The organism is Urechidicola vernalis, assembly GCF_031846385.1.
In the GTDB taxonomy this organism is placed as follows: Bacteria; Bacteroidota; Bacteroidia; order Flavobacteriales; family Flavobacteriaceae; genus Urechidicola; species Urechidicola vernalis.
Genome location: NZ_JAVRHV010000003.1, coordinates 84,354 through 106,599 on the forward strand (window position 1 = coordinate 84,354; position 22,246 = coordinate 106,599).

The following is a 22,246-nucleotide window of genomic DNA, read 5'->3' on the forward strand; positions in this document are numbered from 1 at the left end:
TCATTTAATAGTTAAGTTGTTAAAATAATCTATTGCAAAATGGGAGAATTCATAATAAAAACTTATGTTTGAGAGTTGTAAAGGTATAATTGCTACTTTTGCAATTAGTTGTTAACCCCTAAATTAAATGTATGAAAAAGTACTATCTATTCATAGTGTGCTTATTCGTTTATGTAATTCAAAGTTATAGTCAATCTGACTGTTCTACATCTTTACCCCTTTGTACAGATGCAAATTCGGGGGGCGTTGTTAATGGTTTTGGTATTGATGATTTTAATGGTAGAAATCAGTCTGGATGTTTACGATTGGGATTAGGAGCAACAACTATAGAAACAAATTCTTTTTGGTTTAAGGTGAAATTGGCAGAGAGTGGTGAGTTTGGATTTAATATTATTCCAAATTCTCTAGGAGAGGATTGGGATTTTGCAGTTTATGGACCAAATCCAACCTGTGGTGCACTAGGAACTCCTATTGCCTGTAATTACAGTTCCGATCCAGGTTATACTGGTGTTGGTCTAGATCCAAATTCGGGAACACAAACGGCTTCTTATGATGATTGGATGAATGCTAATGCTGGAGATGAATATGTTGTTTTTATCAATCAATATGATGGTAATAATGCAGGATTCTCTATTACTTGGGAAGGAGCAGTTATTGATAATAATACAGATCCTTTAGATTGCTCTATTTTGGTAGATTTAGGTCCAGATCGAGATTTGTGTACTGGACAATCGACTGTTTTAAATGCAACGACTTTTGGGGCAGCAGTTAGTTATGAATGGTTTGAGTATAATAATACAACTAACGCATTTGAATCGATGGTCCCTGTTCAAAATACGGCTACATTGTTGGTGAATACAACTGGAAATTATAAAGTAGAAGTTACGGATAGTACTACAGGCGTGGTATTAGAAGATGATATAGTAGTAACCATTCATGATACACCTGTGGCAAATGCCGTGAATAATATGGTTTTTTGTGATATTGATGGTGATGGTGTTGAAAGTTTTAATCTAGAATCTCAAACGGTTGGCATTGTTAATGGCCAAGCGAATATGAATGTTACTTATCATGAATCTGAAGTTTTTGCAAGAGCAGCAGCGGCACCTCAAACGAGTCCTTATATCACTAGTGGTCAGACCATTTGGGTAAGAATTGAAAATACAGGAAATACAAATTGTTACGATGTTGTATCATTTGATTTAGGAGTGGCTCAACCAGTTACAATTTTTCAGCCACCTAATTTACAGCAATGCGATGATGATGGTGATGGTTTTATGATTTTTGATTTAGATGCACAATTAGCTTTTATAGATCCAACCAATTCAGGATTGGATATTACATTCTATGAAGACGAGGTGAACGCAAATGATAGAAAAGGATGGATTATAAACCCAGCAACCTATTCATCACAAACTCGAACGGTATGGGTGAGAGCAGAATTAACACCTGGCTCTAGTTGTTACGCAATCACATCGTTTCAACTAGAAGTATTGGCTTCTGTAATTGCAAATACACCTACAAATATTCAGCAGTGCGATGATAATAATGATGGTTTTTATTCCTTCGATTTTCATGCGTTGATGGATGCGGATATTTTAGGACCTCAAAATCCTGCCTTATTTGCAATTGATTATTTTGCAACTCAAGCCGAAGCTGATAGTGGATTGAATCCATTACCAACACCTTATACCAATGTAACTCCATATGCCTTTGAAACAGTATATGCTAGGATTTACAACAATGGATTTGCAAATTGTTATGACACAACTAGTTTTACTGTACAAGTATTTGATTCTGCATTACCACCTGCGCCTTCAGAAATTCCTGTAATGTCATATTGTGATGATATTTCTGATGGGGATGATACGAATGGATTTTACACATTTAATCTAACGGATTATGAAACACTAATTTTAAATGGACAATCACCTTTTGTATTTGATATAAGCTATTTTGAAGATGCTGCTTATTTGAATCAAATTTCGAATCCAAGTGCATTTACCAATACTCTTATAAATGGACAAACAATTTATGTTCGAGTAATGAATAGCAACCCAAACAATACTTCTTGCTATTCGGATACATCATTTGATATTGAGGTAAGACCTTTACCAAATGCAATGTTAACAACATTTACCTATCAACAGTGTGATGAAGATGGCGTAGCAGATGGAGTGATTGATTTTAATTTGAATGAGGCAGACACCTATTTATCATTAGGAAATGGTTCTTTGCAAGTAAGCTATCACCTTTCGCCAATTGATGCTGCAGCAGGAATTAATCCTCAAAATAAAAGTGCTTTTTCAAATGCGATCTCACCTACTTTATTTGGCAGAGTAGAGTCTGTTAATGGCTGTTATAGAATTGTTCAAGTAGATTTAGTCGTAAGCATTACTGGGTTTCCACCTGGATATAGTAGAAACTTAATTTCATGTGATGACGATGCAGTTATTGATGGATTACATGTATTTGACCTTGATCAAACCACTTCCGAAATTTTAGCATTATTCAATGCTCAGAATTTAAGAGTATCTTATTATAGAAATGAATCTGACGCCTTGCTAGAGAGTAATGTAATTGATCCAGCATCGGCATATGTAAATGAAACACCGTTTAATCAGTTTATTTGGGTGCGTGTAGAGAGTTCAGTCGATGGAGGTTGTTATGGTGTAAGTCCTGTTATAGAACTGACAGTAAATGCAAGGCCAGAATTTGATTTGGATGAAACTGGAATTGTTTGTATGAATGATATTCCGCTAACAGTTTCTACCTATAATGGCAATGTAACGTATACTTATGAATGGACAGATGAATCTGGTAATGTGATAAGTAATCAGCCATTTGCGGAAATATTACAGGGTGGCATTTACACGGTTATTGCGACTTCAAGTTTAGGTTGTCAATCTTTTCCACAATCAATAACAATTTCAGAATCTGAAATTGCAGTTATAACTCAGGATGATGTCCAAATAAATGATAATTCATCTAATAATTCGATCAGATTAATAACCGATAATCAGAATTTGGGAATTGGAGATTATGAATTTTCATTAAACGACAGTTTTGGGCCATATCAAGATGACCCACTATTTACGCAGGTTATACCTGGAGAGCACATTATTTATGTTAGAGATAAAAACGGCTGTGGTTTGTCTCAGATTACGGTTCATGTATTAGGTTTTCCAAACTTTTTTACTCCAAATAATGACAATGAAAATGACACTTGGCAAGTAAGAGGATTAGATCAAACAGTTTTTCCTGAGTCTTATATCTCTATTTATGATAGATATGGAAAATTACTAACTACTTTTACAGGAGCTCATCAAGGATGGGATGGAACCTATCAAAATGTGGAAGCATTATCTTCAGATTATTGGTACATTGTGCAATTGGTAGATGTAGCTGGAGCTTCAAGGCAGTACCGAGGTCACTTCAGTTTACTTCGAAAGTAAATCGCAATAAATTTATAATTTAACAGTTTTATAGTAGTCAAATGTTTTATATTTGGATTCTATATAAAAAATTACGCTAATTATTTATGTTTAAAGTGGGTAGATTTACATATCTCTTTTTAATATTTCTTTTTTTTGTTTTAAACCCTAGCCCCGTTTCAGCACAAGAGACCCTTCCTATTTACACGGATTATTTATCTGATAATGTTTATTTAGTGCACCCATCAGCAGCTGGTATTGGGAATTGTGGTAAAATAAGATTTACAGGTAGAAATCAATGGAGTGGTGTAGACAATGCACCAGAGTTACAAACTTTAAGTTTTCATACTAGACTGGGGTATAAAAATGGTATTGGAGCCATTTTGTTTAATGATAAAAACGGATATCATTCTCAACAAGGTTTACAATTAACATATGCATATCATATTGAATTAGGTAGGATAGATGATGTGAATCAATTATCATTTGGACTTTCGTTTATGATGATTCAAAACAGTGTTGATGAATCTTCTTTTGTAATTCCTGATCCGGTTATTTCTCAAATTGTTCAGAGTAGAAATTACTTCAATACAGACTTTGGAATGGCGTATCACAATCAGGGGTTTTCTTCATATTTTACTGTAAAAAATTTATTGTTAACTGCTAGAGATCTATATGATGATACATATGAACCTCTGAATCTAAGGAGATATTTATTAACTTTAGGTTATTATTTTGGACAAGATAATGCTGTTCAGTTTGAGCCTTCAATTATGGGCCAGTTGATTGAGAGAACTGGTGAGAAATTTGTCGATTTTAATGTTAAGGCTTATAAAACTTTAGATAATGCTCAAATTTGGGCTGGTCTTTCTTACCGTCAAGGATTTGATGGGAATACGATTGAAGAATTACGTTATTTGTCACCAATTGTTGGCGTAAACTTCAAAAAATTTATGGTGTCTTATACTTATACTAAACAGACTGGAGACCTGTTATTTGATGATGCTGGTTATCATCAAATTTCACTTGGATTTAATCTTTTGTGTAAGCCTCAAAGAGCTGCAGGATGTCCAAATATCAACGCTTCTTTCTAAATAAAACTCACTTCTGGTATTTTATTGGAATAAATTTTAAATCTTAATAAGTGTTTTGATTTATTCATTTAGATACTGTATTTTGGTGTCAGAAAAAAAATTATTTCCATGTCAATAAAACGCCTTTTACTTTTTTTACTTGTCTCTGTAGTTTCAGTAAGTTATTCTCAGAATAAACTTGAAAATTCAAAAATTATATTAATTACATTAGATGGTTTCAGGTGGCAGGAATTGTTTGCGGGAGCCGATGAAAAATTAATTGTTAATGAAGAATATGTGAGTAATCCGGATTGGTTAAAAAACAAATATTGGTTAGAAACCGCTAAAGAAAGAAGAGAAGCGTTGCTTCCATTTATTTGGAATGAAGTTGTCAAAATGGGGCAAATTCATGGAAACATTGAATTAGGAAGTAAAGTTACCCTAACAAATAAGATGTGGTTTTCATATCCAGGTTATAATGAAATTTTATCGGGTAAGGCTGATGATGAAAGAATAACAAGTAACGATAAATTTAACAACCCAAATAAGACAGTGCTAGAATTGGTCAATTCTAGAAAAGAATATAACGGTAATGTTGCGGCTTTCGGAAGTTGGGATGTGTTTCCTTATATCATAAATGAAACGCGATCTGGAGTGCCGGTTAATGCGGGGTATGAAAATGCTATTGGAGATGATTTAACAGATAGAGAAGAACTTTTAAATGAAATGCAAGACCAGACTCCAGTATTGTGGGGTACGGTTCGTTTAGATGCGTTTACCCATAATTTTGCGAAAGAGTATATGAAGAAGAAGCATCCTGAGTTGTTATATATTTCTTATGGTGAAACCGATGATTTTGCACATCAAGGAAAATATAAGTCTTATATAACATCGGCAAACAGAACAGATGCCATGATAAAGGATTTGTGGGAGTTTACGCAACAAGATCCTTTTTATAAAGGGAATACCGTTTTTATAATAACTTCTGATCACGGTCGAGGAACACAACCAATTGATAATTGGAGACATCATGGTAGCAATATAAAAGGAGCCGATCAAGTCTGGATAATTGCTTTTGGAAATAACGTCGAGGCTTTAGGTGAAATTGATAAAAATGAACAGTTGTACAGTACGCAGGTCGCACCTACAATATTGAAATTGCTTGGCATACCCTATGATAATACTGAACTTACAGGGGCTCCGTTAAATTTATTAATGGACTAAAAGTTTAAGTGAGAAATTTGAATGAATTCTTTAAGGTCTTTTAGGATATGCTCAATTATGGAAACATCTGAATTTGTATAAAACTGATTGTTCTGGATGGATTTAGATTTATTAAGAAGGTTATATTTTTCTGCAATAGTTTTAGTTTGTTTTGCAACAGCCAATCCTGAATCTATTATAGTTACTTCTGGGCCTAGAATCTCTTTAATTTGTGGAATTAAATAAGGGTAATGAGAACAGCCTAAGACCAAGTAGTCTATGTTTTTATCTAGCATTGGATTTAGATAGTTGTGGAGTAGATTTGTCATTTCATCAGAATATAATTTTCCAGTTTCTATAAGTGTCACTAACCCTGTTCCCACCTGTTCCGTAATTTGTACATTCCAGGCAAATTCTTCAGATGTTTTAGCAAAAAGTGAACTGCTCAATGTTCCTTTTGTTGCTAATATGCCAACGCTGTTTGTTTTTGAATTAATCGCCGCAGGTTTTATGGCTGGCTCTATTCCGATAAAAGGAATGTCGTATTTCTCTCGTAGAATGTCAATTGCATTCGTTGTTGCGGTATTACACGCGACAACTATCAGTTTACAGCCTTTTTGAATAAGCAATTCAGTATTCTTTATGCAGAATTCAATTATTTTTTCTGGAGCTTGCTCTCCGTAAGGAGCATTGATACTATCGGCTAAATAAATAGTGTTCTCATTTGGAAGTAAAGTGTTAATTTCTCTCCAAATTGAAGTACCTCCGATACCTGAATCGAAAATTCCGATGGGTTTTTGCATATTGCTAAAATAAAAAATCTCGCTAAGAATAAATTCCAAGCGAGATTTATATTTATAAAGAAATATTACTTACTCAGTAATATTCAATTTAGTCAATACTAAAGGTTTCAAATCAGTACCTTTTGCTACAATAAGAGATGTTCTGTCCATAACATACTCAATGTTTTGTTCAGCGGCAACATCTTCAATAGTTTTTGTTAACTTTTCTACGATAGGCTTTAACAATTCATTTCTTCTGTTCTGTAATGCTTGTTGTGCTTGTTGTTGTGCAGCATATAGCGCTTGCTCTTCTTTAACAACTTCGTCTTGTCTTTTAGCATTAGTTTCAGGTGTTTGAGTAGCACCTTCGCTGTTGTATTTTGTCATTTTTGCTTGTAAATCCTCTGCAGCTTTCTTTATATCATCTTCAAAGGTTTTTCCCATCTTTTCTACGTCAGCAACCATTGCCTTGAATTCTGGCATTAATTCCACTATTTCTTGAAAATTAACGTGTGCAACATTATCTTGTGCTTGCAAGCTGTTAAATCCTAAGGTCATTACTGCAATTAATACGAATGTTTTGAAATTTCTCATTTTTACTTTTGTTTGTGAATTTTAATTAATTGTTGTTTTCTTTCTGTTCGTCTTCTTTTTCGTTATTCGAATCTTCTTTTTTCTCTACGGGTTTACTCTTATTATCTTTAAGTTGATTTCTTACTGAATCTCTTTTTCTTAAACGTTCTAATCTTTTCTTTTCAATAGCCAATCTCTGCTCTTCACGTTTCTTTGCTCGATCTATCTTTTGCTGTTCAATTCTGTCTAAAGCCGCTTGGTGCTTAGCCTCTCTTTCGTTTATTGCTTTTTGTTTTGGATCTTCTACAACAGTAGTTTCTTGTGTCTCAGTTTTAACGCTTGCATCGATGCTGTTCTTATCTGAACTAACTTCAGACGGATCTGATGTGTTAGTGGAACTTTCAGTTTCTACAGGTAATTTAGTCGTGTTTTCAGATGCGTCTATTTCAGTATTCTCTGTTTCGGTATTCTTTGTGGCATTTGGATTTACTACCGGCTGTGAAGCAACGGTACTTCTTCGATTTGTTGGAGCAGTATTGTTTGTGTTTGTTGGAGTAGCACGAGTAGGTGTTGCTCTTGTAGCTCGTTTTTCATTCGCTTTAGAAACTTTTTCTCCTCTAACAATAGACCTTAAAACTAACTCACTAATGTCATTAGCTTTGTTAGAATATAACATTATAAGATCAGAAGATTTGTCAAATACAAAGTCGTAACGACGTGTTTTGGCAATTTCTTGAGCTGCGTTATATACTTGATCTTGAATAGGAGTTACTAATTGTTTGCGCAATAAAAATAGATTTCCTTCAGAAGAAAAATATTGCGCCTCCATTTTCTTAAATTCTGCTTCTTTAATAGCGATATCTTCTTCTTTTTCTAAAATTAAATCCTCTGTAAGTAATGCTTTTTCGTTACTTAAGTCGGTTTTCATCGTCTCAATTTCAGTAGTAATTCTATCTAAGTTTTGCTGCCAAGATTGTACTTTTTTATTAAGTTGTTCTTGCGCTTGGCTATATGCAGGGATGTTTTCTAAAATATAATTCATGTCAACAAATGCAATTCTCTGTCCTTTTTGAGAAAAGGAAGTCAACCCAATTAAGGATAGAACTATCGAGAAAAGAATTTTTTTTGTCATAACTATTAGTAATTAGAAAATATCATGCCAATTTACACAAATGTAATAAATTAAAATTGTTGTCCAATTATAAAATGTGTCTGCCATCCAGACTTTTCAATTCTACCAGGTAATGGGTCAAACCCATGTGCAAAATCAATTCCTAGTAATCCAAATGCAGGCATAAATATACGAACACCTAATCCGGCTGATCTTTTTAATTCAAAGGCTTTGAATTCATCAAATCCATCATAAGAATTACCAGCCTCTAAGAAACCTAGTGCATAAATTGATGCAGATGGTTTTAAAGTAATTGGGTATCTTACTTCTAATTGAAATTTGTTATAAATAGTACCCCCTTGTATAGATGAAACTTGAGAGTTTTCATAACCTCTTAAACCAATCGTTTCTCTACCATCTAATTGGAATTGAGCAAGTCCATCACCACCAACATAATATCTTTCAAAAGGAGAATAACCTAGTTCATCGTTATAATAACCTAAGAAACCGAACTCAGCATTAGACATTAATACAATTTTACTAAATAATTGTGTATACCATTTACCTTTAAAATTTAGTTTGTAGTATTCTAGCCATTCGTATTTTTCTTCATCAGGAAGCGTCGAATAATCTTTATCGTTAACCAAAGAATAAGGGAACGTTAATTTTGCGCCTACAGCGAAATCCGATCCAGAAGTTGGAAATATAGGATTTGGACCGGCAGAGTTTCTACCTAATACAATTTGGTAAGATAAATTGTTAGAAATACCTGTATCGAATGTAAAAGAGCCAATAGGATAGTCTTTTAAATCATATCTCTGTAAACTTACAGTTTGAGATAAGGTAAAGTAATCATCTGGCCAAGAAAGTCTTTTCCCTAAACCAACAGAAGCACCTATAATATCTAATCGTTGATCTTTATCAACGTCTCGAGTTACATAATTATATCTGTATTGTTTAGAATTGTAAATAGAGAATGATAATGACTGTGGTTTTTTACCTCCTAACCAAGGTTCAGTAAATGAAAAACTTGATGTTGTATAATATCTACTCTTTTGAAGTCTTAACGATAAACTTTGGCCATCACCCATTGGTAATGGTTTGTATGCTTTTTTGTTAAATATATTTCTAATAGAGAAATTGTTAAACGACAGTCCAAGAGTACCAATAAATGAACCTCCACCGTAACCACCTTGTAGTTCTATTTGGCTCGCTCCTTTTTCAGCAACTGTGTAGTCTATGTCAACCGTTTTATCGATGTAATTCGGCTTTAAATCTGGCGTGATTGTTTCTGGGTCAAAGAATCCTAATTGCCCTAATTCTCGTATTGTTCTTATAATGTCATCTTTTCTGTATAAGTAACCCGGACGTGTTCTAATTTGTCTGTAAGCTACATGGTCATTCGTCTTGTCATTTCCGTTAACTGTAACTCTTTTTAAAGTTGCAGGCTCATCTTCAGAAATACGAACTTGTACATAAATAGAATCATTTTCTACTCTAGTCTCAACCGGAGTTACCTGAGAAAAAATGTATCCACTGTTTTGGTATAAAGATGCAATGTCTTCTGAGTCTGGACTACCATCGCCAACAACACGCTCTTTTAGAACTTTAGAGTTGTAAACCTCTCCTTTATTAATACGTAAAAGATTGTTTAGTTGCTCGTCTGTATAAACTTTATTTCCTAAGTATGTAATGCCTCCAAAGTAGTATTTTTGACCTTCCTCTAAAGCAATATGAAGATTCACTGTGTTATCATCATTCCAAGAAATAGAATCGCCTAATACTCTTGCATCTCTATGTCCCTTTTCACTAAACTTAGCTAAAATAGATTCCAAGTCTTCATCAAATTTATCTTGAATAAACTTTGAGCCTTTCCAAAAACGACCAAAAAATTTGGTTTTCGTATTCTTCATTGCCGCAGCCAACGTCTGATCACTTACCTGATCATTTCCGTCAAAAATAATTTCTTTTATTTTTATCTTACTCCCTTTGTCTATATGAACAAGCATTTCTTTAGAGTTGGTATCTGTAGAATCTACTCTTGAGTTTAAGGTTACTTTAGCATTTAAAAACCCTTTTTCTTTGAAAGAATTTTCAATATAATTCTGAGATGTAACCAACAAGTTGTCGGTCATCATTGCTCCTGTAGTAAGTTGTGTTTCCTTTTGTAACTCTTTTGACTTACTCTTTTTGATTCCAGAAAAAGTAACATTACTAAGTTGAGGTAGTTCTTGAACATCAAATTCAAGATACATAGTGTTACCATCTACTTGCGTAATATATGCGTCTACGGAACTAAACTGTTTCTGCTCATATAACTTCTTAATTGCACTGGAAAGTTTGTCGCCAGGTATTCTAATTTCTTGACCAACTTTTAAACCAGTAAATACTTTTACCGCTTGTTCGCTAAATTTTTGAAGTCCAGTTACGGTAATACCACCTAGTTCATATGCCTTCCCTTTTTCATAAACGATAGGGCCACTTTGTTTAGTGGCTTTGGGAGGTGTTTCTTTAGTTTTAATAGTATCTTGAGTAACATTCTCTTGAGCGAGAATAGTTGTAGAGATGAATAAAAATGTAAAAAGTATAAAGGATAATTTATATCTCATTTGATGTCTTAATTTGCGCACTTGTTTTACCAAACCGTCTTTCTTTGGATTGATAATCTAATATTGCGTTGTAAAAATCATTTTTCGTAAAATCAGGCCAAAGCACATCTGTAAAGTGTAATTCAGCATATGCAATTTGCCATAAAAGGAAGTTGCTAATTCGTTTTTCTCCGCTTGTTCTGATCATTAAATCAACGTCGGGCAAAGTAAACGTATATAAATGATTATTAATAATATTTTCGTCAATTTCTTCTAGTGAAAGTTGTTTATTAACAACTTTTTTAGAAATATTTTTAAATGCATTAACAATTTCTTCTCTAGACCCATAACTTAAGGCAATTGTAAGTGTTAATGCTGTGTTATTTTTGGTTTGTTCAATTACTTTGTTAAGACCAGATAACACTTGTTTCGGAAGCGTCTCTTGAGATCCGATTACTTGTAATTTAATGTTGTTTTTTATAAGCTCTTTGGTTTCATTTTTTAATGAACTAACAAGTAATGTCATTAAGGTTTTAACCTCTGCCTTTGGTCTATTCCAGTTTTCAGTTGAAAAAGCATATAAGGTCAATGCTTTTACTCCAGCATTTCCGGCAGCTTCAATGGTTTCACGCACTGCTTTCACTCCATTTTTATGACCAAATACTCTTGGTTTACCTTTTTGTTTAGCCCAACGACCATTTCCATCCATAATCACGGCCACATGACTGGGTACTTTAGTATTGTCTATTTGATCGAGTAAACTCATGAATTATTTAGGTGTTGCGTAACAAGCCGGTCGGCCAAAAGTGTAAACTAAATTAATGCCTGAAAAGGCATACCAATCGTTGTTGTTTGGGTTTCCGAAATCCAATGCAGGAATAGAAGCGTTATTATAATCGAGATCATCCGTAAACGTATAGCGCATGCCAATTTCTATAGCGGCAGCCAAATGACCTGCAATTTTAAATTTATAACCCAATCCAAATGGAATAGAAAAAGACGTTTTCCCTTCATAATTATAAACCCCTGGAGATGATTCTGAAGCGGCAACATTGTAATTAATACCCGCAAATTCTAATAAAATGTAAGGTGTATGTGTTTTTACGCGTGTAGATAAATCATATTCAATAAAATTAAATTCAACACCAGCTGCAAATTCGTGCAAGGTGTTTGTGAATTTATAATTTCTCATTTGACGTGCAAGATTTTCGGAATCAGCATCGTCTGCAGAAATTTTTGAATATGTATAGGTACCTCTCAAGGCAATTCTTGGGTTTAAATTGTATTTATATATAAGGCCAATTGCATAATTATTTGGGTAAATGAAATTTTCTCTTCCAATGTCACCTACATAGTTGCTACCACTAGCCGTAATCCCTATTTCATTGATTTGAGCATTGGTATAAACCGAAGCAAAAAGTATCGTAATAAATAAAAACTTTTTTATCATAATAAAATAGCGTGCAAATATAGGTATTTCAATTCGTAATGAAATAGGTTAAAAGCACTTTTTTGATAACTGCTTTTAAGGTAAAATATTGTAAAAAAAGTGGTTAGAAGAATTATTTGTTACGCGTGTCTTCTCCCCAAAGTAATTTCTTACGGATTGTTTGAATGAATGAGTTGCCTGTTAATTCGATCATTTTTAAATTAAAAGGCGCTTTTTCTACAAAAATTTCAGTTCCTTTTTCAATGGTCTCAATCCTAGAGTCAAGTGAGAGTGAACAATCCTTTTCTCTCCCTACGATGCGCATTCTTATATGCGTGTCATCGGGAATAATCAAAGGTCTTGCGTTTAAATTATGGGGTGCCACGGGAGTAATAGCAAAACTCTTTGCTTGTGGTGTTATGACTGGTCCTCCGCAACTTAATGAATAGCCTGTAGAGCCAGTAGGTGTGGCAATAATTAAGCCGTCTGCCCAATAAGATGTTAGGTATTCGCCATTTAAATAAGTTTCAACGGTAATCATTGCAGCAGTATCCTTTCTGCTTAAGGTTATTTCGTTTAAAGCAAAAGGCAAATAACCGATTTTTGTATTTTCTGGTTTTGTATTCACGGTAAGCAATGAACGCTGTTTAATCTCAAATTCATTGTTGTGAAGTGCAGAGACCGCTTCCTTAATTTTCTCTTTTTGAACGGTGGCTAAAAATCCAAGCCGCCCAATATTTACACCTATAACGGGTATATTAGAGTCTCGGATATAAGTGATTGATCTCAAAATGGTTCCGTCTCCTCCTAAGGTAAAAAAGATGTTGAAAGAAGTGTCTAAATCAGTATGGTTGTTGAATGTTGGATAATCTTCTTTGATTGAGGTATGTAATTGAATGAGTTTTAAAAAGTCAGACTCAATATAAATCTCTGCATTTTTTTCGTGTAACGCTTCTAATAAATCTTCAACATATTGTATGGCATCCTCATTGAAATAATGACCGTAGATTGCAATTTTCATAATTATATGTTTAGGTATTTTTGAAGGTAGTCAGATCTGTTTTTTAATTCTTCTAACAACAAATCTTCCTTATGTTTGGTAAGGAGTTTGTATCCGTACCTTCTAAATGACTGAATAATATCGTTAATTTCTATCGATGCAATTTTTAGGGTAATACGAACCAAATCATTTTTGTAGCCAGAGATAAAAATTCCTATAAGTTTTGCGTCATTAGATTCAACTATTTGAGCAACTTCGCTAAATGAATAATCTTTAATTCCTTTTTCGATCACTAAGAAAAATCCGTCGTCACTTAATAAAGGTGTGTCGTTAAAAAAATGCAAAATATCCGTTAACTCATAAAAGCCTAAGTATTTATTTTTCTCAGAAAGTACAGGTAATATATTTGTTTCGCTAGCTGCAAACATTTTTAAAATGTCAATCCAATTATCTGTTACTTGAATGTGAAAATGATCAAATAAGTGCCGATAATTACCAATCTCGGTTAATTCATTTTCCGTAGTATACACATCACTTTCAGATATTGAACCTACCAATTGGTCGTTTTCGACTATTGGTAAATGTGAATAAGGCATTTCATTAAACACTGTTTTGGCTTCTAAAAAAGAAGTTTCTAACGTCAATGCACTTACATCCTTAGATATGTATTCAGATATTTTCATTTCGTACGAATATACTTCAATTTCTTCAAAAATACGACCAAATCATTTCGACTTAAAAAAAATAACAATTCTTTAAGAATCTCTAATTTTAGGGTATTTTTGTAAAAATTTTCAGATGACAAAGTTAAGCGTAAATATTAATAAAATAGCAACATTGCGTAATTCTCGAGGTGGAGATTCGCCCAATGTTGAGCAAGCCGCCATTGATATTCAAAATTTCGGAGCAGAAGGGATTACGATTCATCCTAGACCAGATGAGCGTCATATTCGTTATCAAGATGCTTATGACTTGGTGCCTACTATCAAAACAGAATACAATATTGAAGGAAATCCGATTCAGAAGTTTATAGATTTAGTTTTGGACGTGAAACCAACTCAAGTAACTTTAGTGCCAGATGCTGTTGACGCAATCACTTCTAATGCTGGTTGGGACACCGTTACACATCAATCTTTTTTACAAGAGGTAATTTCTGAATTTAAAAGTAATGACATTAGAACATCGATATTTATTGATACCGATGCAAAGATGATTGAGAACGCAGCAAAAACCGGGGCAGATAGAATCGAATTGTATACGGAAAATTATGCTGTTGAATTTGCAAAAGGAAATAAAGAGGCTGTTTTACCGTATGTAGAATCTTCACAATTAGCGCATGATTTAGGAATGGATGTGAATGCAGGGCACGACTTAAGTTTGGATAACATTCAGTTTTTTGCGCAAAGTTTACCTTTTTTAGATGAGGTTTCGATTGGACACGCTTTAATTTCGGAATCACTGTATTTAGGGTTGCAGAACGTAATTAATATGTATTTGCATAAATTATCTTAGTAAATGAGTAGTCAATTATTGCATTCTAGGATATTAGGTGAGGGGGAGCCCTTATTAATTTTACATGGGTTTTTAGGTATGGGCGATAATTGGAAAACCCTAGCAAATAAATTTTCCGAGCACTATGAGGTGCATTTAATAGATCAGCGAAATCACGGTCGTAGTTTTCATTCGGATGATTTTGATTATGAACTATTGGTAGATGATTTACTCGACTACGTAAAACATTTTGGTTTTGATAAAGTGAATCTATTAGGTCATTCAATGGGCGGAAAAACAGTTATGTTATTTGCGGTGGAATATCCTGATTTGGTAGACAAATTATTGGTTGCAGATATTTCACCAAGATATTACCCACCACATCATCAAGATATTTTAACCGCATTAAATGAGGTTGATTTTTCAGAGCAAAAATCTAGAAACGACATTGAAGAAGTGCTAAAGAATTATATTTCAGAATTTGGCGTGCGTCAATTTTTGATGAAGAATGTAATGCGAATTGACAAAGAGAATTTCGGATTTCGTTTTAATTTGGAGAGTTTAACCGAACATTACGAAGAAATAACTGTTGCCTTACCTTCGTTCACACAATTTGATGGAGAGGTATTGTTTTTAAGTGGTGAAAAATCTGGTTATATTGGTTCTGATGATGTTGGATTGATCAATGCTCATTTCCCTAATGCAAAAATTGTAACGATTAAGGATGGAGGTCATTGGTTACATGCTGATAATCCAACAGACTTTTATAAGGAGTCCTTTCAATTTTTAAACAGATAGAATTTAATTTTCGTAATTTAGAAGTCTAACTAAAAATCTGAACAAATTATGAAAACATTATTGAGAATTCTTCTTACCGCATTGGCGGTTGTAGTATTGGCTAAAGTTTTGCCTTGGGTACATGTAGAAGGTTATACTTCTGCCATATGGGTGGCAATTGCTTTGGGGTTATTGAGAATAACGGTAAAACCATTACTCATATTTTTTACGTTGCCCGCAACGATTGTAACATTAGGGTTGTTCTTGTTCGTTATCAATGCAGTCATAATTTTATTAGCAGACTATTTTGTAAGTGGTTTTCAAGTAGATGGATTTTGGGTAGCGCTGTTATTTAGTATCCTTTTGTCCTTTTTACAATCTGTCTTGTTTTCGTTTTTAGAAAAAGATAAATAAAGTTGAATTTGAAGTAGTTAATGCTTTGCGACCTCATAAAAAAACACTAATTTTGCACCCGCAATTATCGAACGATAATCGCGGGTTTTTAGTAAGAATAATAAATTAGTATCATAATGAATATTACAAAGGAAAGCATTGATGCATTAAATGCAGTTGTGAAAATCGAGATTTCTGAAGTTGATTACAAAGAAAAAGTTGCTAAAGTTTTAAAAGACTACAGTAAAAATGCAACAATTCCAGGATTTAGAAAAGGACACGTTCCAATGGGAATGGTGAAAAAGCAATACGGAAAATCAGTAATGATTGATGAAGTAAATAAATTGATTCAAGATTCATTAAACAAATTCTTAGTAGAAGAGAAATTAGATATTTTAGGAAATCCAATTCCTAAAGTTCAAGAAGATTTTTCTTGGGATGAGCAAGAATTTTCTTTCGAATTTGAATTAGGATTAGCACCAGTTATTGATGTTAAATTAGACGCTAGGAAGAAAATTACACAATATAACATCGTTGCTGACGAAGAGTTAATTGATAAAGAAGTTGAGAATTTACAAAAACGTTTCGGAAAAATGTCTGCCAAAGATGTTGTAGAAACAGGAGTAAATGTTACTGGAACTTTTGTAAATGAAGAGAAAGAAATTGAAAAGAAATTCAATTTTGTATTAGAAGATATCAAAGGAAAAGTAAACCAAAAGAAATTTATTGGTCAAAATGTTGGTGCTGTAGTTGAGTTAAAATCAAAAGGTTTATTTGCAGACGAGCATAAGTTAATGGGAGCAACTGGTTTAGATCATGATGCTGTTCACGGATTAGAAATTCCTTTAGCGTTTACTATTGAAGATATTACATTTACTGAGTTAGCAGATTTAGATCAAGAATTATTTGATAAGATTTTTGGTGAAGGTGTTGTAACGTCTGCAACTGAGTTAAGAGAAAAAATTAAAGAAGATGCTGAAAAGCAATTCTTAGGGCAAGCAGATCAACAATTATTAAATGCAATTACTGAGTATTTAATTGAAAATACAAAGTTTGATTTACCAGCAAATTTCTTAAAGAAATGGTTGGCAGTTGCAGGAGAGAATCCTTTAACTGAAGAGCAGGCCGCAGAGGAGTTTGAAAAATCTGAAAAAGGATTACGTTACCAGTTAATCGAAGGACAAGTTATTAAAGACAACAACTTACAGGTAACTATGGACGAGTTAAAAGACTATGCTAAGGACTTTATTAAAGCGCAAATGGCACAGTACGGAAATTTAAATCCAGAAGAGAAAGAATTGGAAGATATTGCTAATAGAGTTTTAGGTAATCAAGAAGAGGCAAAACGTTTGCAAGATCAATTGATTAGCAATAAATTATTAGGATTCTACAAAGAGAACATGACATTTAAGACAAAAGAAATCACTTATGAAAACTTTGTAAAAGAAGTTTATAAGTAAAAAGTGTCATTCTGAGCGAAAGCGAAGAATCTATAAAAAATAAAAACCGCTTCTAATTAAAGGCGGTTTTTTTATGCTTTAATGTGATTGCTACATAATATTTTCAACTCCTTGTGGAGTTACATAAAATCCATTTCCTTCTTTTTGACAAAACCCTTGGCTAATATTTTGGTTTAATTGATGGCTAGGGTTTGTAATTTTCACTTGTCGGGCGGCACGTAATGCATCTGTTACTTCCTTAGTTTTAATGCGTTGTTTTCCATTTAATTGTAGCCAAACGGCAGTACCTAAAAACTTTCTGCGTTGTTTGTCAATGCAGTCTTTGCTACGTAAAAAAGTAGATAAATTCTCTGGAATGGCTCTTTTTGTGGTAGGCTTTGGAGTTGAAAATAAATCCGTAGGATGACTTTGCTCCACTGGTTCAGCCGTTGTCTTTATCACATCTGTCTTTTGAACGGTTTTTTTACTTTGATTTACCAAATCAGGTAAACGCTCTAACATTTTATCTAATTGATCTGTAACCCAATCTTGTTCGCCCTCACCAACAAATTCAAGGTTTCCAATTTTAAATTCTAATCTTCCGTTAGCCATAAGTTATTTTAAAGGTTATACGTTAGACCAAAAATAATAAAAAAAAGAGCAATTTTTCTAGATTGTTTACGACAACTACAATTCGTTTAAAATTTGTATTTTTACCCCCTTATTATTTAAAACACCAATTCATATGAATTACGGAAAAGAATTTGAAAAATTCGCTACAAAACATCACGGAATTAATAGCATGTATTACGATAAAATTGTAAGTAATGTGACTCCTTATATTATGGAAGAGCGCCAGATGAATATTACTCAGATGGATGTGTTTTCTCGTTTAATGATGGATAGAATTATCTTTTTGGGAACAGGAATAAATGATTCTGTTGCAAATATTATCCAAGCACAATTATTATTTCTAGAAAGTGTAGACAATTCAAAGGATATTTCAATTTATATCAATTCACCAGGAGGTGGCGTTTATGCTGGATTGGGAATTTATGATACAATGCAATTTATAAAGCCAGATGTTGCGACAATTTGTACAGGAATGGCCGCTTCTATGGGGGCTGTTTTAATGTGTGCAGGTCAAAAAGGAAAACGTTCTGCCTTACCGCATTCAAGAGTGATGATTCACCAGCCATTAGGTGGTGCGCAAGGACAGGCTAGTGATATTGAAATTACGGCACGTGAGATATTAAAGTTGAAAGATGAATTGTATGCAATTATTTCGAAGCATTCTGGTCAAACAGTAAAGAAAGTTCATGCAGATTCTGATAGAGATTATTGGATGAAAGCAGCAGAAGCGAAAGCATACGGGATGATTGATGAAATTTTAGAAAGGAAATAGTGTCATTTTGAACGTATCAACTTGAAGTTGATGGAGTGAAGAATCTAAAAGATATTTCGCTACATTCAGAATGATATAAAAGAAGAAAGATTATGGCAAAAGATGAAACTTTAGAGTGTTCATTTTGTGGACGAAAAAAAGCAGAAACCGATTTATTAATTGCTGGGCTTGACGCGCATATTTGCGACAAGTGTATTGAACAAGCACATGGTATTGTGATTGAAGAAGTAGCGGATGGAAAATCAGATGCTTTGTCTTCTGAAATTGTTCTTAAAAAACCAGTTGAAATCAAGAAATTTTTAGATCAGTACATGATTGGGCAAACCGATGCAAAACGTGTTATGGCGGTTGCGGTTTACAATCATTATAAAAGATTGCTTCAGAAAAATACAAAAGAGGAGGAAGAAGAGATTGAGATTGAAAAAAGTAATATTGTTATTGTAGGTGAAACAGGGACAGGTAAAACCTTAATTGCTCGTACAATTGCAAAAATGTTGAATGTTCCTTTTTGTATTGTCGATGCTACTGTTTTAACAGAGGCCGGTTATGTTGGTGAAGATGTTGAGACTATTTTAACGCGTTTATTACAAGCGGCAGATTATAATGTAGATAAAGCTGAAAGAGGAATTGTTTTTATTGACGAAATAGATAAAATTGCTCGTAAAGGAGATAACCCTTCAATAACACGTGATGTGTCCGGTGAAGGTGTGCAGCAGGCTTTGTTAAAATTATTAGAAGGAACTGTTGTAAACGTACCACCTAAGGGAGGAAGAAAACATCCAGACCAAAAGTTTATTGAGGTAAATACTAAGAATATTTTGTTTGTTGCAGGTGGTGCCTTTTCAGGCATTGATAGAGTTATCAGTAAACGATTAAATAGACAAGCAGTTGGTTATAGCGCTTCAATATCGGAAGATAAGGTAGACGAAGAAAATCTATTGCAATATGTATTGCCAACTGATTTAAAGTCTTTTGGATTGATTCCAGAAATTATTGGTCGATTACCAGTATTAACGCACATGAATCCGTTGGATGAAAAAACGCTAAGAGCTATTTTAACGGAACCAAAGAATTCTATAACAAAACAATATCAAAAGTTGTTTTCTATGGATGGTATAGATTTTACGATCGATGAGAAAGCATTGATGTACATTGTAGAGAAAGCCGTTGAATATAAATTAGGAGCAAGAGGATTACGCTCTTTATGCGAGGCTATTTTAACTGATGCTATGTTTGAGTTACCCGGTTCTGAAACAAAGGAATTACATGTTACTAAGAAGTATGCAGAGCAGAAAATTTCAAAAGCGAAACTCAAGAAGTTAAAAGCGGTATCCTAATTTATGATTTCAAGAAGTACTATCGATCGTGTTTTTGAAACTGCTCGTGTAGAGGAGGTCATTGGCGAATTTGTACAACTGAAAAAAGCCGGGAGTAACTTTAAGGGGTTAAGCCCATTCTCAGACGAGAAATCACCTTCATTTATGGTTTCTCCTGTCAAACAAATTTGGAAAGATTTTTCAACAGGTAAAGGGGGAAATGCCATTTCATTTATAATGGAGCACGAAAAGTATTCGTATCCAGAGGCTATTCGATATTTGGCTAAAAAGTACAATATTGAAATAGATGAAACCGAACAAACCGATGAGCAAAAGGCGCAAGCTAGTGAGAGAGAAAGTATGCTTTTGGTTTCTGAATTTGCACGTGATTATTTCAATGAAACTTTACTAAATCATCCGAAAGGGAAAGCAATAGGCTTATCCTATTTTAAAGAACGTGGCTTTACAGATGAAACTATAAAAAAGTTTGAACTAGGATATAGTTTAGATGAATGGACTGCCTTTACAGATGCTGCTTTAAAAAAAGGGTATGACATAAAATACCTTTCACAAACGGGACTTACTATAGTTAAGGAAACCAAACAATTCGACCGATTTAAAGGTCGTGTAGTTTTTCCGATTCATAATATGAGTGGGCGCGTGCTTGGTTTTGGTGGTCGTATTTTAATAAACGATAAAAAGGCAGCGAAGTATTTAAATTCACCGGAAAGTGAAATTTATCATAAGAGCCATATTTTGTATGGTATTTATCATGCAAAACAAGCCATAGCAAAAGAAGATAATTGTTTTTTAGTTGAAGGGTATACGGATGTAATTTCATTCAATCAAAATGGAGTAGAGAACGTTGTTGCTTCTTCTGGAACAGCATTGACATCAGACCAAATTAGATTGGTTCGCAGATTAACGCCTAATATTACAATTCTTTTTGATGGTGATGCGGCAGGAATAAGAGCATCCTTAAGAGGAATTGATTTGATTCTAGAGCAAGGTATGAATGTTAAAGTATTGACATTTCCTGAAGGTGAAGATCCGGATAGTTTTGCCCGCAGCGTTTCTACTGGTGAATTAAAAGAATACTTAAGTACCAGTTCACAAGATTTTATCAATTTCAAAGTTTCTCTTTTAATGGAAGAGGCTAAAGACGATCCTGTTAAAAAGGCAGGGTTGATTCGAGATATTGTGGTGAGTATTTCAAAAATTCCGGATAGAATACAACGCGAGGTTTATATTCAAGAATGTGCTCGTATTATGAGTATTTCTGAAAATGTTTTGTTTAGTGAATTGGCGCAAATGTTTAAAAAAGAACAAAGAGACGCCTCTAAGAAACCGGTGCAAATGAGACCTCCTGAACCCGTTTTGCAAAAAACGGATGCTCCAGAAAAGGTGAATGAGAAATTAAAATACGAAAAGGAGATCATAAAGATATTGTTGTTGCACGGAAATAAGACAGCAGATTTTGAGCAGGTCCCAGATGATAATGAGAATGATTTAAGTAGAAAAAAAGAATATTACGAATCTAAAGTGGCACAAGAAATATACTTGAGTTTACAAGAAGATGAGGTAGAATTTACCGATAATTTGTTTCAGCAGATTTATTACGATATGATTCATCAATTAAATCAGGAAGAAGCAGTAAATACAGATAAATTAATCAATCATCATAACAACGATATTGCGCAGATGGTGACTAATATTCTTATGGATGATGAAAAGCATACCTTAAGTGATTGGAAGCGTAAGGAGGTAATTGTAAAAGAGGTTGAATCAGAATTGCCTAAAATGGTTTCTGATACCATTTATAATTTAAGAAGAGTATTGATTGAAGAGAAAATCGCAACACTGAAGACTGAATTATCAAAAGAAAGTTCCAACGAAAATATTCTTGTCGAAGTTGTAGATTATTCGGAACTCAAACGAAAAATTGCCAAACAACTAAATAGGGTAATTTAAATAAATTGTGTTTAGTCATTGTCCTAAAGACAACCCCTTGTTTTTCAAGGGTTATTTTTGTATATTTGAAATGAATTAGAAACACACCTCTTTAAAAATTGCTATAAGAGTATTTAAGTTTCATTTTTTAACTAGTACATATTTGCCCCGTATTTCATTTTATAAGAATGTAAATGTGGGCCTTTACCTTTTCTAGTGCTATTAAAATATAGATTCTTAAATTTCTGTAAGTAGGGATTTTAAAGGTTCAATTGTTTTAAT

The 22,246-nt window shown here is 33.6% G+C and carries 19 protein-coding genes; 10 read left to right on the plus strand and 9 right to left on the minus strand.

Annotated features, from left to right (window positions below; genetic code table 11):
* Positions 1 to 131: 131 nt before the first annotated feature.
* From RM519_RS07540 to RM519_RS07550, 3 genes are all read left to right on the plus strand, one after another.
* Positions 132 to 3,455: a T9SS type B sorting domain-containing protein gene (locus tag RM519_RS07540; RefSeq protein WP_311593077.1), complete on the plus strand. Its 3,324-nt coding sequence runs from the start codon at positions 132 to 134 to the stop codon at positions 3,453 to 3,455.
* 86 nt (positions 3,456 to 3,541) lie between these two features.
* The gene (locus RM519_RS07545) at positions 3,542 to 4,528 is read left to right on the plus strand and encodes a PorP/SprF family type IX secretion system membrane protein (protein ID WP_311593078.1); all 987 of its coding nucleotides are present in this window, start codon (positions 3,542 to 3,544) and stop codon (positions 4,526 to 4,528) included.
* Positions 4,529 to 4,636: 108 nt separating this feature from the next.
* Positions 4,637 to 5,731, plus strand: a complete 1,095-nt coding sequence (locus RM519_RS07550; protein ID WP_311593079.1) for an alkaline phosphatase family protein — start codon at positions 4,637 to 4,639, stop codon at positions 5,729 to 5,731.
* Here RM519_RS07550 and murI read toward each other — a convergent pair.
* The 8 genes from murI to RM519_RS07590 form a co-directional block, all read right to left on the minus strand.
* Positions 5,728 to 6,513: a glutamate racemase gene (gene murI, locus RM519_RS07555; RefSeq protein ID WP_311593080.1), complete on the minus strand. Its 786-nt coding sequence runs from the start codon at positions 6,511 to 6,513 to the stop codon at positions 5,728 to 5,730. The genes RM519_RS07550 and murI overlap by 4 nt on opposite strands.
* A 69-nt stretch (positions 6,514 to 6,582) precedes the next feature.
* Positions 6,583 to 7,086, minus strand: a complete 504-nt coding sequence (locus RM519_RS07560; RefSeq protein WP_311593081.1) for an OmpH/Skp family outer membrane protein — start codon at positions 7,084 to 7,086, stop codon at positions 6,583 to 6,585.
* A 25-nt stretch (positions 7,087 to 7,111) separates the two neighbouring features.
* The gene (locus tag RM519_RS07565; protein ID WP_311593082.1) at positions 7,112 to 8,197 is read right to left on the minus strand and encodes an OmpH/Skp family outer membrane protein; all 1,086 of its coding nucleotides are present in this window, start codon (positions 8,195 to 8,197) and stop codon (positions 7,112 to 7,114) included.
* 50 nt (positions 8,198 to 8,247) lie between these two features.
* Positions 8,248 to 10,785, minus strand: coding sequence for an outer membrane protein assembly factor BamA (gene bamA / locus RM519_RS07570; RefSeq protein ID WP_311593083.1), 2,538 nt, complete (start codon positions 10,783 to 10,785; stop codon positions 8,248 to 8,250).
* The gene (gene uppS, locus RM519_RS07575; protein ID WP_311593085.1) at positions 10,775 to 11,530 is read right to left on the minus strand and encodes an undecaprenyl pyrophosphate synthase; all 756 of its coding nucleotides are present in this window, start codon (positions 11,528 to 11,530) and stop codon (positions 10,775 to 10,777) included. Before uppS ends, bamA begins: the two co-directional genes overlap by 11 nt.
* A gap of 3 nt (positions 11,531 to 11,533) precedes the next feature.
* Positions 11,534 to 12,214, minus strand: a complete 681-nt coding sequence (gene porG / locus RM519_RS07580) for a type IX secretion system protein PorG (RefSeq protein WP_311593086.1) — start codon at positions 12,212 to 12,214, stop codon at positions 11,534 to 11,536.
* A 112-nt stretch (positions 12,215 to 12,326) separates the two neighbouring features.
* Entirely contained in the window at positions 12,327 to 13,214 is an 888-nt protein-coding gene (locus tag RM519_RS07585) for an NAD kinase (protein ID WP_311593087.1), read from the minus strand.
* A 2-nt stretch (positions 13,215 to 13,216) separates the two neighbouring features.
* On the minus strand, positions 13,217 to 13,876 hold the full coding sequence (locus tag RM519_RS07590) for a CBS domain-containing protein (protein WP_311593088.1): 660 nt from the start codon (positions 13,874 to 13,876) through the stop codon (positions 13,217 to 13,219).
* Between the two features lie 115 nt (positions 13,877 to 13,991).
* Here RM519_RS07590 and RM519_RS07595 point away from each other — a divergent pair, with 115 nt between their 5' ends.
* From RM519_RS07595 to tig, 4 genes are all read left to right on the plus strand, one after another.
* A complete protein-coding gene (locus RM519_RS07595) occupies positions 13,992 to 14,705 on the plus strand; it encodes a pyridoxine 5'-phosphate synthase (protein WP_311593089.1) in 714 nt (237 codons plus the stop codon).
* A 3-nt stretch (positions 14,706 to 14,708) separates the two neighbouring features.
* Positions 14,709 to 15,482: an alpha/beta fold hydrolase gene (locus tag RM519_RS07600; RefSeq protein ID WP_311593090.1), complete on the plus strand. Its 774-nt coding sequence runs from the start codon at positions 14,709 to 14,711 to the stop codon at positions 15,480 to 15,482.
* A gap of 48 nt (positions 15,483 to 15,530) precedes the next feature.
* A complete protein-coding gene (locus tag RM519_RS07605; protein WP_311593091.1) occupies positions 15,531 to 15,875 on the plus strand; it encodes a phage holin family protein in 345 nt (114 codons plus the stop codon).
* Between the two features lie 116 nt (positions 15,876 to 15,991).
* Positions 15,992 to 17,314 carry a trigger factor gene (gene tig, locus RM519_RS07610; protein WP_311593092.1) on the plus strand — a complete coding sequence of 441 codons (1,323 nt, stop codon included), beginning with the start codon at positions 15,992 to 15,994 and terminating at the stop codon, positions 17,312 to 17,314.
* A gap of 90 nt (positions 17,315 to 17,404) precedes the next feature.
* On the opposite strand, the gene RM519_RS07615 is transcribed toward tig, so the two are convergent.
* Positions 17,405 to 17,905, minus strand: a complete 501-nt coding sequence (locus tag RM519_RS07615; RefSeq protein WP_311593093.1) for a hypothetical protein — start codon at positions 17,903 to 17,905, stop codon at positions 17,405 to 17,407.
* 133 nt (positions 17,906 to 18,038) lie between these two features.
* Between RM519_RS07615 and clpP the strand changes: the two genes are divergently transcribed.
* From clpP to dnaG, 3 genes are all read left to right on the plus strand, one after another.
* Complete coding sequence (gene clpP, locus RM519_RS07620) at positions 18,039 to 18,698, plus strand: ATP-dependent Clp endopeptidase proteolytic subunit ClpP (RefSeq protein WP_311593094.1); 660 nt, start codon at positions 18,039 to 18,041, stop codon at positions 18,696 to 18,698.
* A gap of 92 nt (positions 18,699 to 18,790) precedes the next feature.
* The gene (gene clpX, locus RM519_RS07625; RefSeq protein ID WP_311593095.1) at positions 18,791 to 20,035 is read left to right on the plus strand and encodes an ATP-dependent Clp protease ATP-binding subunit ClpX; all 1,245 of its coding nucleotides are present in this window, start codon (positions 18,791 to 18,793) and stop codon (positions 20,033 to 20,035) included.
* Positions 20,036 to 20,038: 3 nt separating this feature from the next.
* Positions 20,039 to 21,985, plus strand: coding sequence for a DNA primase (dnaG, locus tag RM519_RS07630; RefSeq protein ID WP_311593096.1), 1,947 nt, complete (start codon positions 20,039 to 20,041; stop codon positions 21,983 to 21,985).
* Positions 21,986 to 22,246 lie beyond the last annotated feature (261 nt).

Coding starts and splice junctions, on each gene's coding strand:
- RM519_RS07540 (WP_311593077.1), top strand. CDS start 132: ATGAAAAAGTACTATCTATTCATAGTGTGCTTATTCGTTTATGTAATT.
- RM519_RS07545 (WP_311593078.1), top strand. CDS start 3,542: ATGTTTAAAGTGGGTAGATTTACATATCTCTTTTTAATATTTCTTTTT.
- RM519_RS07550 (WP_311593079.1), top strand. CDS start 4,637: ATGTCAATAAAACGCCTTTTACTTTTTTTACTTGTCTCTGTAGTTTCA.
- murI (WP_311593080.1), bottom strand. CDS start 6,513: ATGCAAAAACCCATCGGAATTTTCGATTCAGGTATCGGAGGTACTTCA.
- RM519_RS07560 (WP_311593081.1), bottom strand. CDS start 7,086: ATGAGAAATTTCAAAACATTCGTATTAATTGCAGTAATGACCTTAGGA.
- RM519_RS07565 (WP_311593082.1), bottom strand. CDS start 8,197: ATGACAAAAAAAATTCTTTTCTCGATAGTTCTATCCTTAATTGGGTTG.
- bamA (WP_311593083.1), bottom strand. CDS start 10,785: ATGAGATATAAATTATCCTTTATACTTTTTACATTTTTATTCATCTCT.
- uppS (WP_311593085.1), bottom strand. CDS start 11,530: ATGAGTTTACTCGATCAAATAGACAATACTAAAGTACCCAGTCATGTG.
- porG (WP_311593086.1), bottom strand. CDS start 12,214: ATGATAAAAAAGTTTTTATTTATTACGATACTTTTTGCTTCGGTTTAT.
- RM519_RS07585 (WP_311593087.1), bottom strand. CDS start 13,214: ATGAAAATTGCAATCTACGGTCATTATTTCAATGAGGATGCCATACAA.
- RM519_RS07590 (WP_311593088.1), bottom strand. CDS start 13,876: ATGAAAATATCTGAATACATATCTAAGGATGTAAGTGCATTGACGTTA.
- RM519_RS07595 (WP_311593089.1), top strand. CDS start 13,992: ATGACAAAGTTAAGCGTAAATATTAATAAAATAGCAACATTGCGTAAT.
- RM519_RS07600 (WP_311593090.1), top strand. CDS start 14,709: ATGAGTAGTCAATTATTGCATTCTAGGATATTAGGTGAGGGGGAGCCC.
- RM519_RS07605 (WP_311593091.1), top strand. CDS start 15,531: ATGAAAACATTATTGAGAATTCTTCTTACCGCATTGGCGGTTGTAGTA.
- tig (WP_311593092.1), top strand. CDS start 15,992: ATGAATATTACAAAGGAAAGCATTGATGCATTAAATGCAGTTGTGAAA.
- RM519_RS07615 (WP_311593093.1), bottom strand. CDS start 17,905: ATGGCTAACGGAAGATTAGAATTTAAAATTGGAAACCTTGAATTTGTT.
- clpP (WP_311593094.1), top strand. CDS start 18,039: ATGAATTACGGAAAAGAATTTGAAAAATTCGCTACAAAACATCACGGA.
- clpX (WP_311593095.1), top strand. CDS start 18,791: ATGGCAAAAGATGAAACTTTAGAGTGTTCATTTTGTGGACGAAAAAAA.
- dnaG (WP_311593096.1), top strand. CDS start 20,039: ATGATTTCAAGAAGTACTATCGATCGTGTTTTTGAAACTGCTCGTGTA.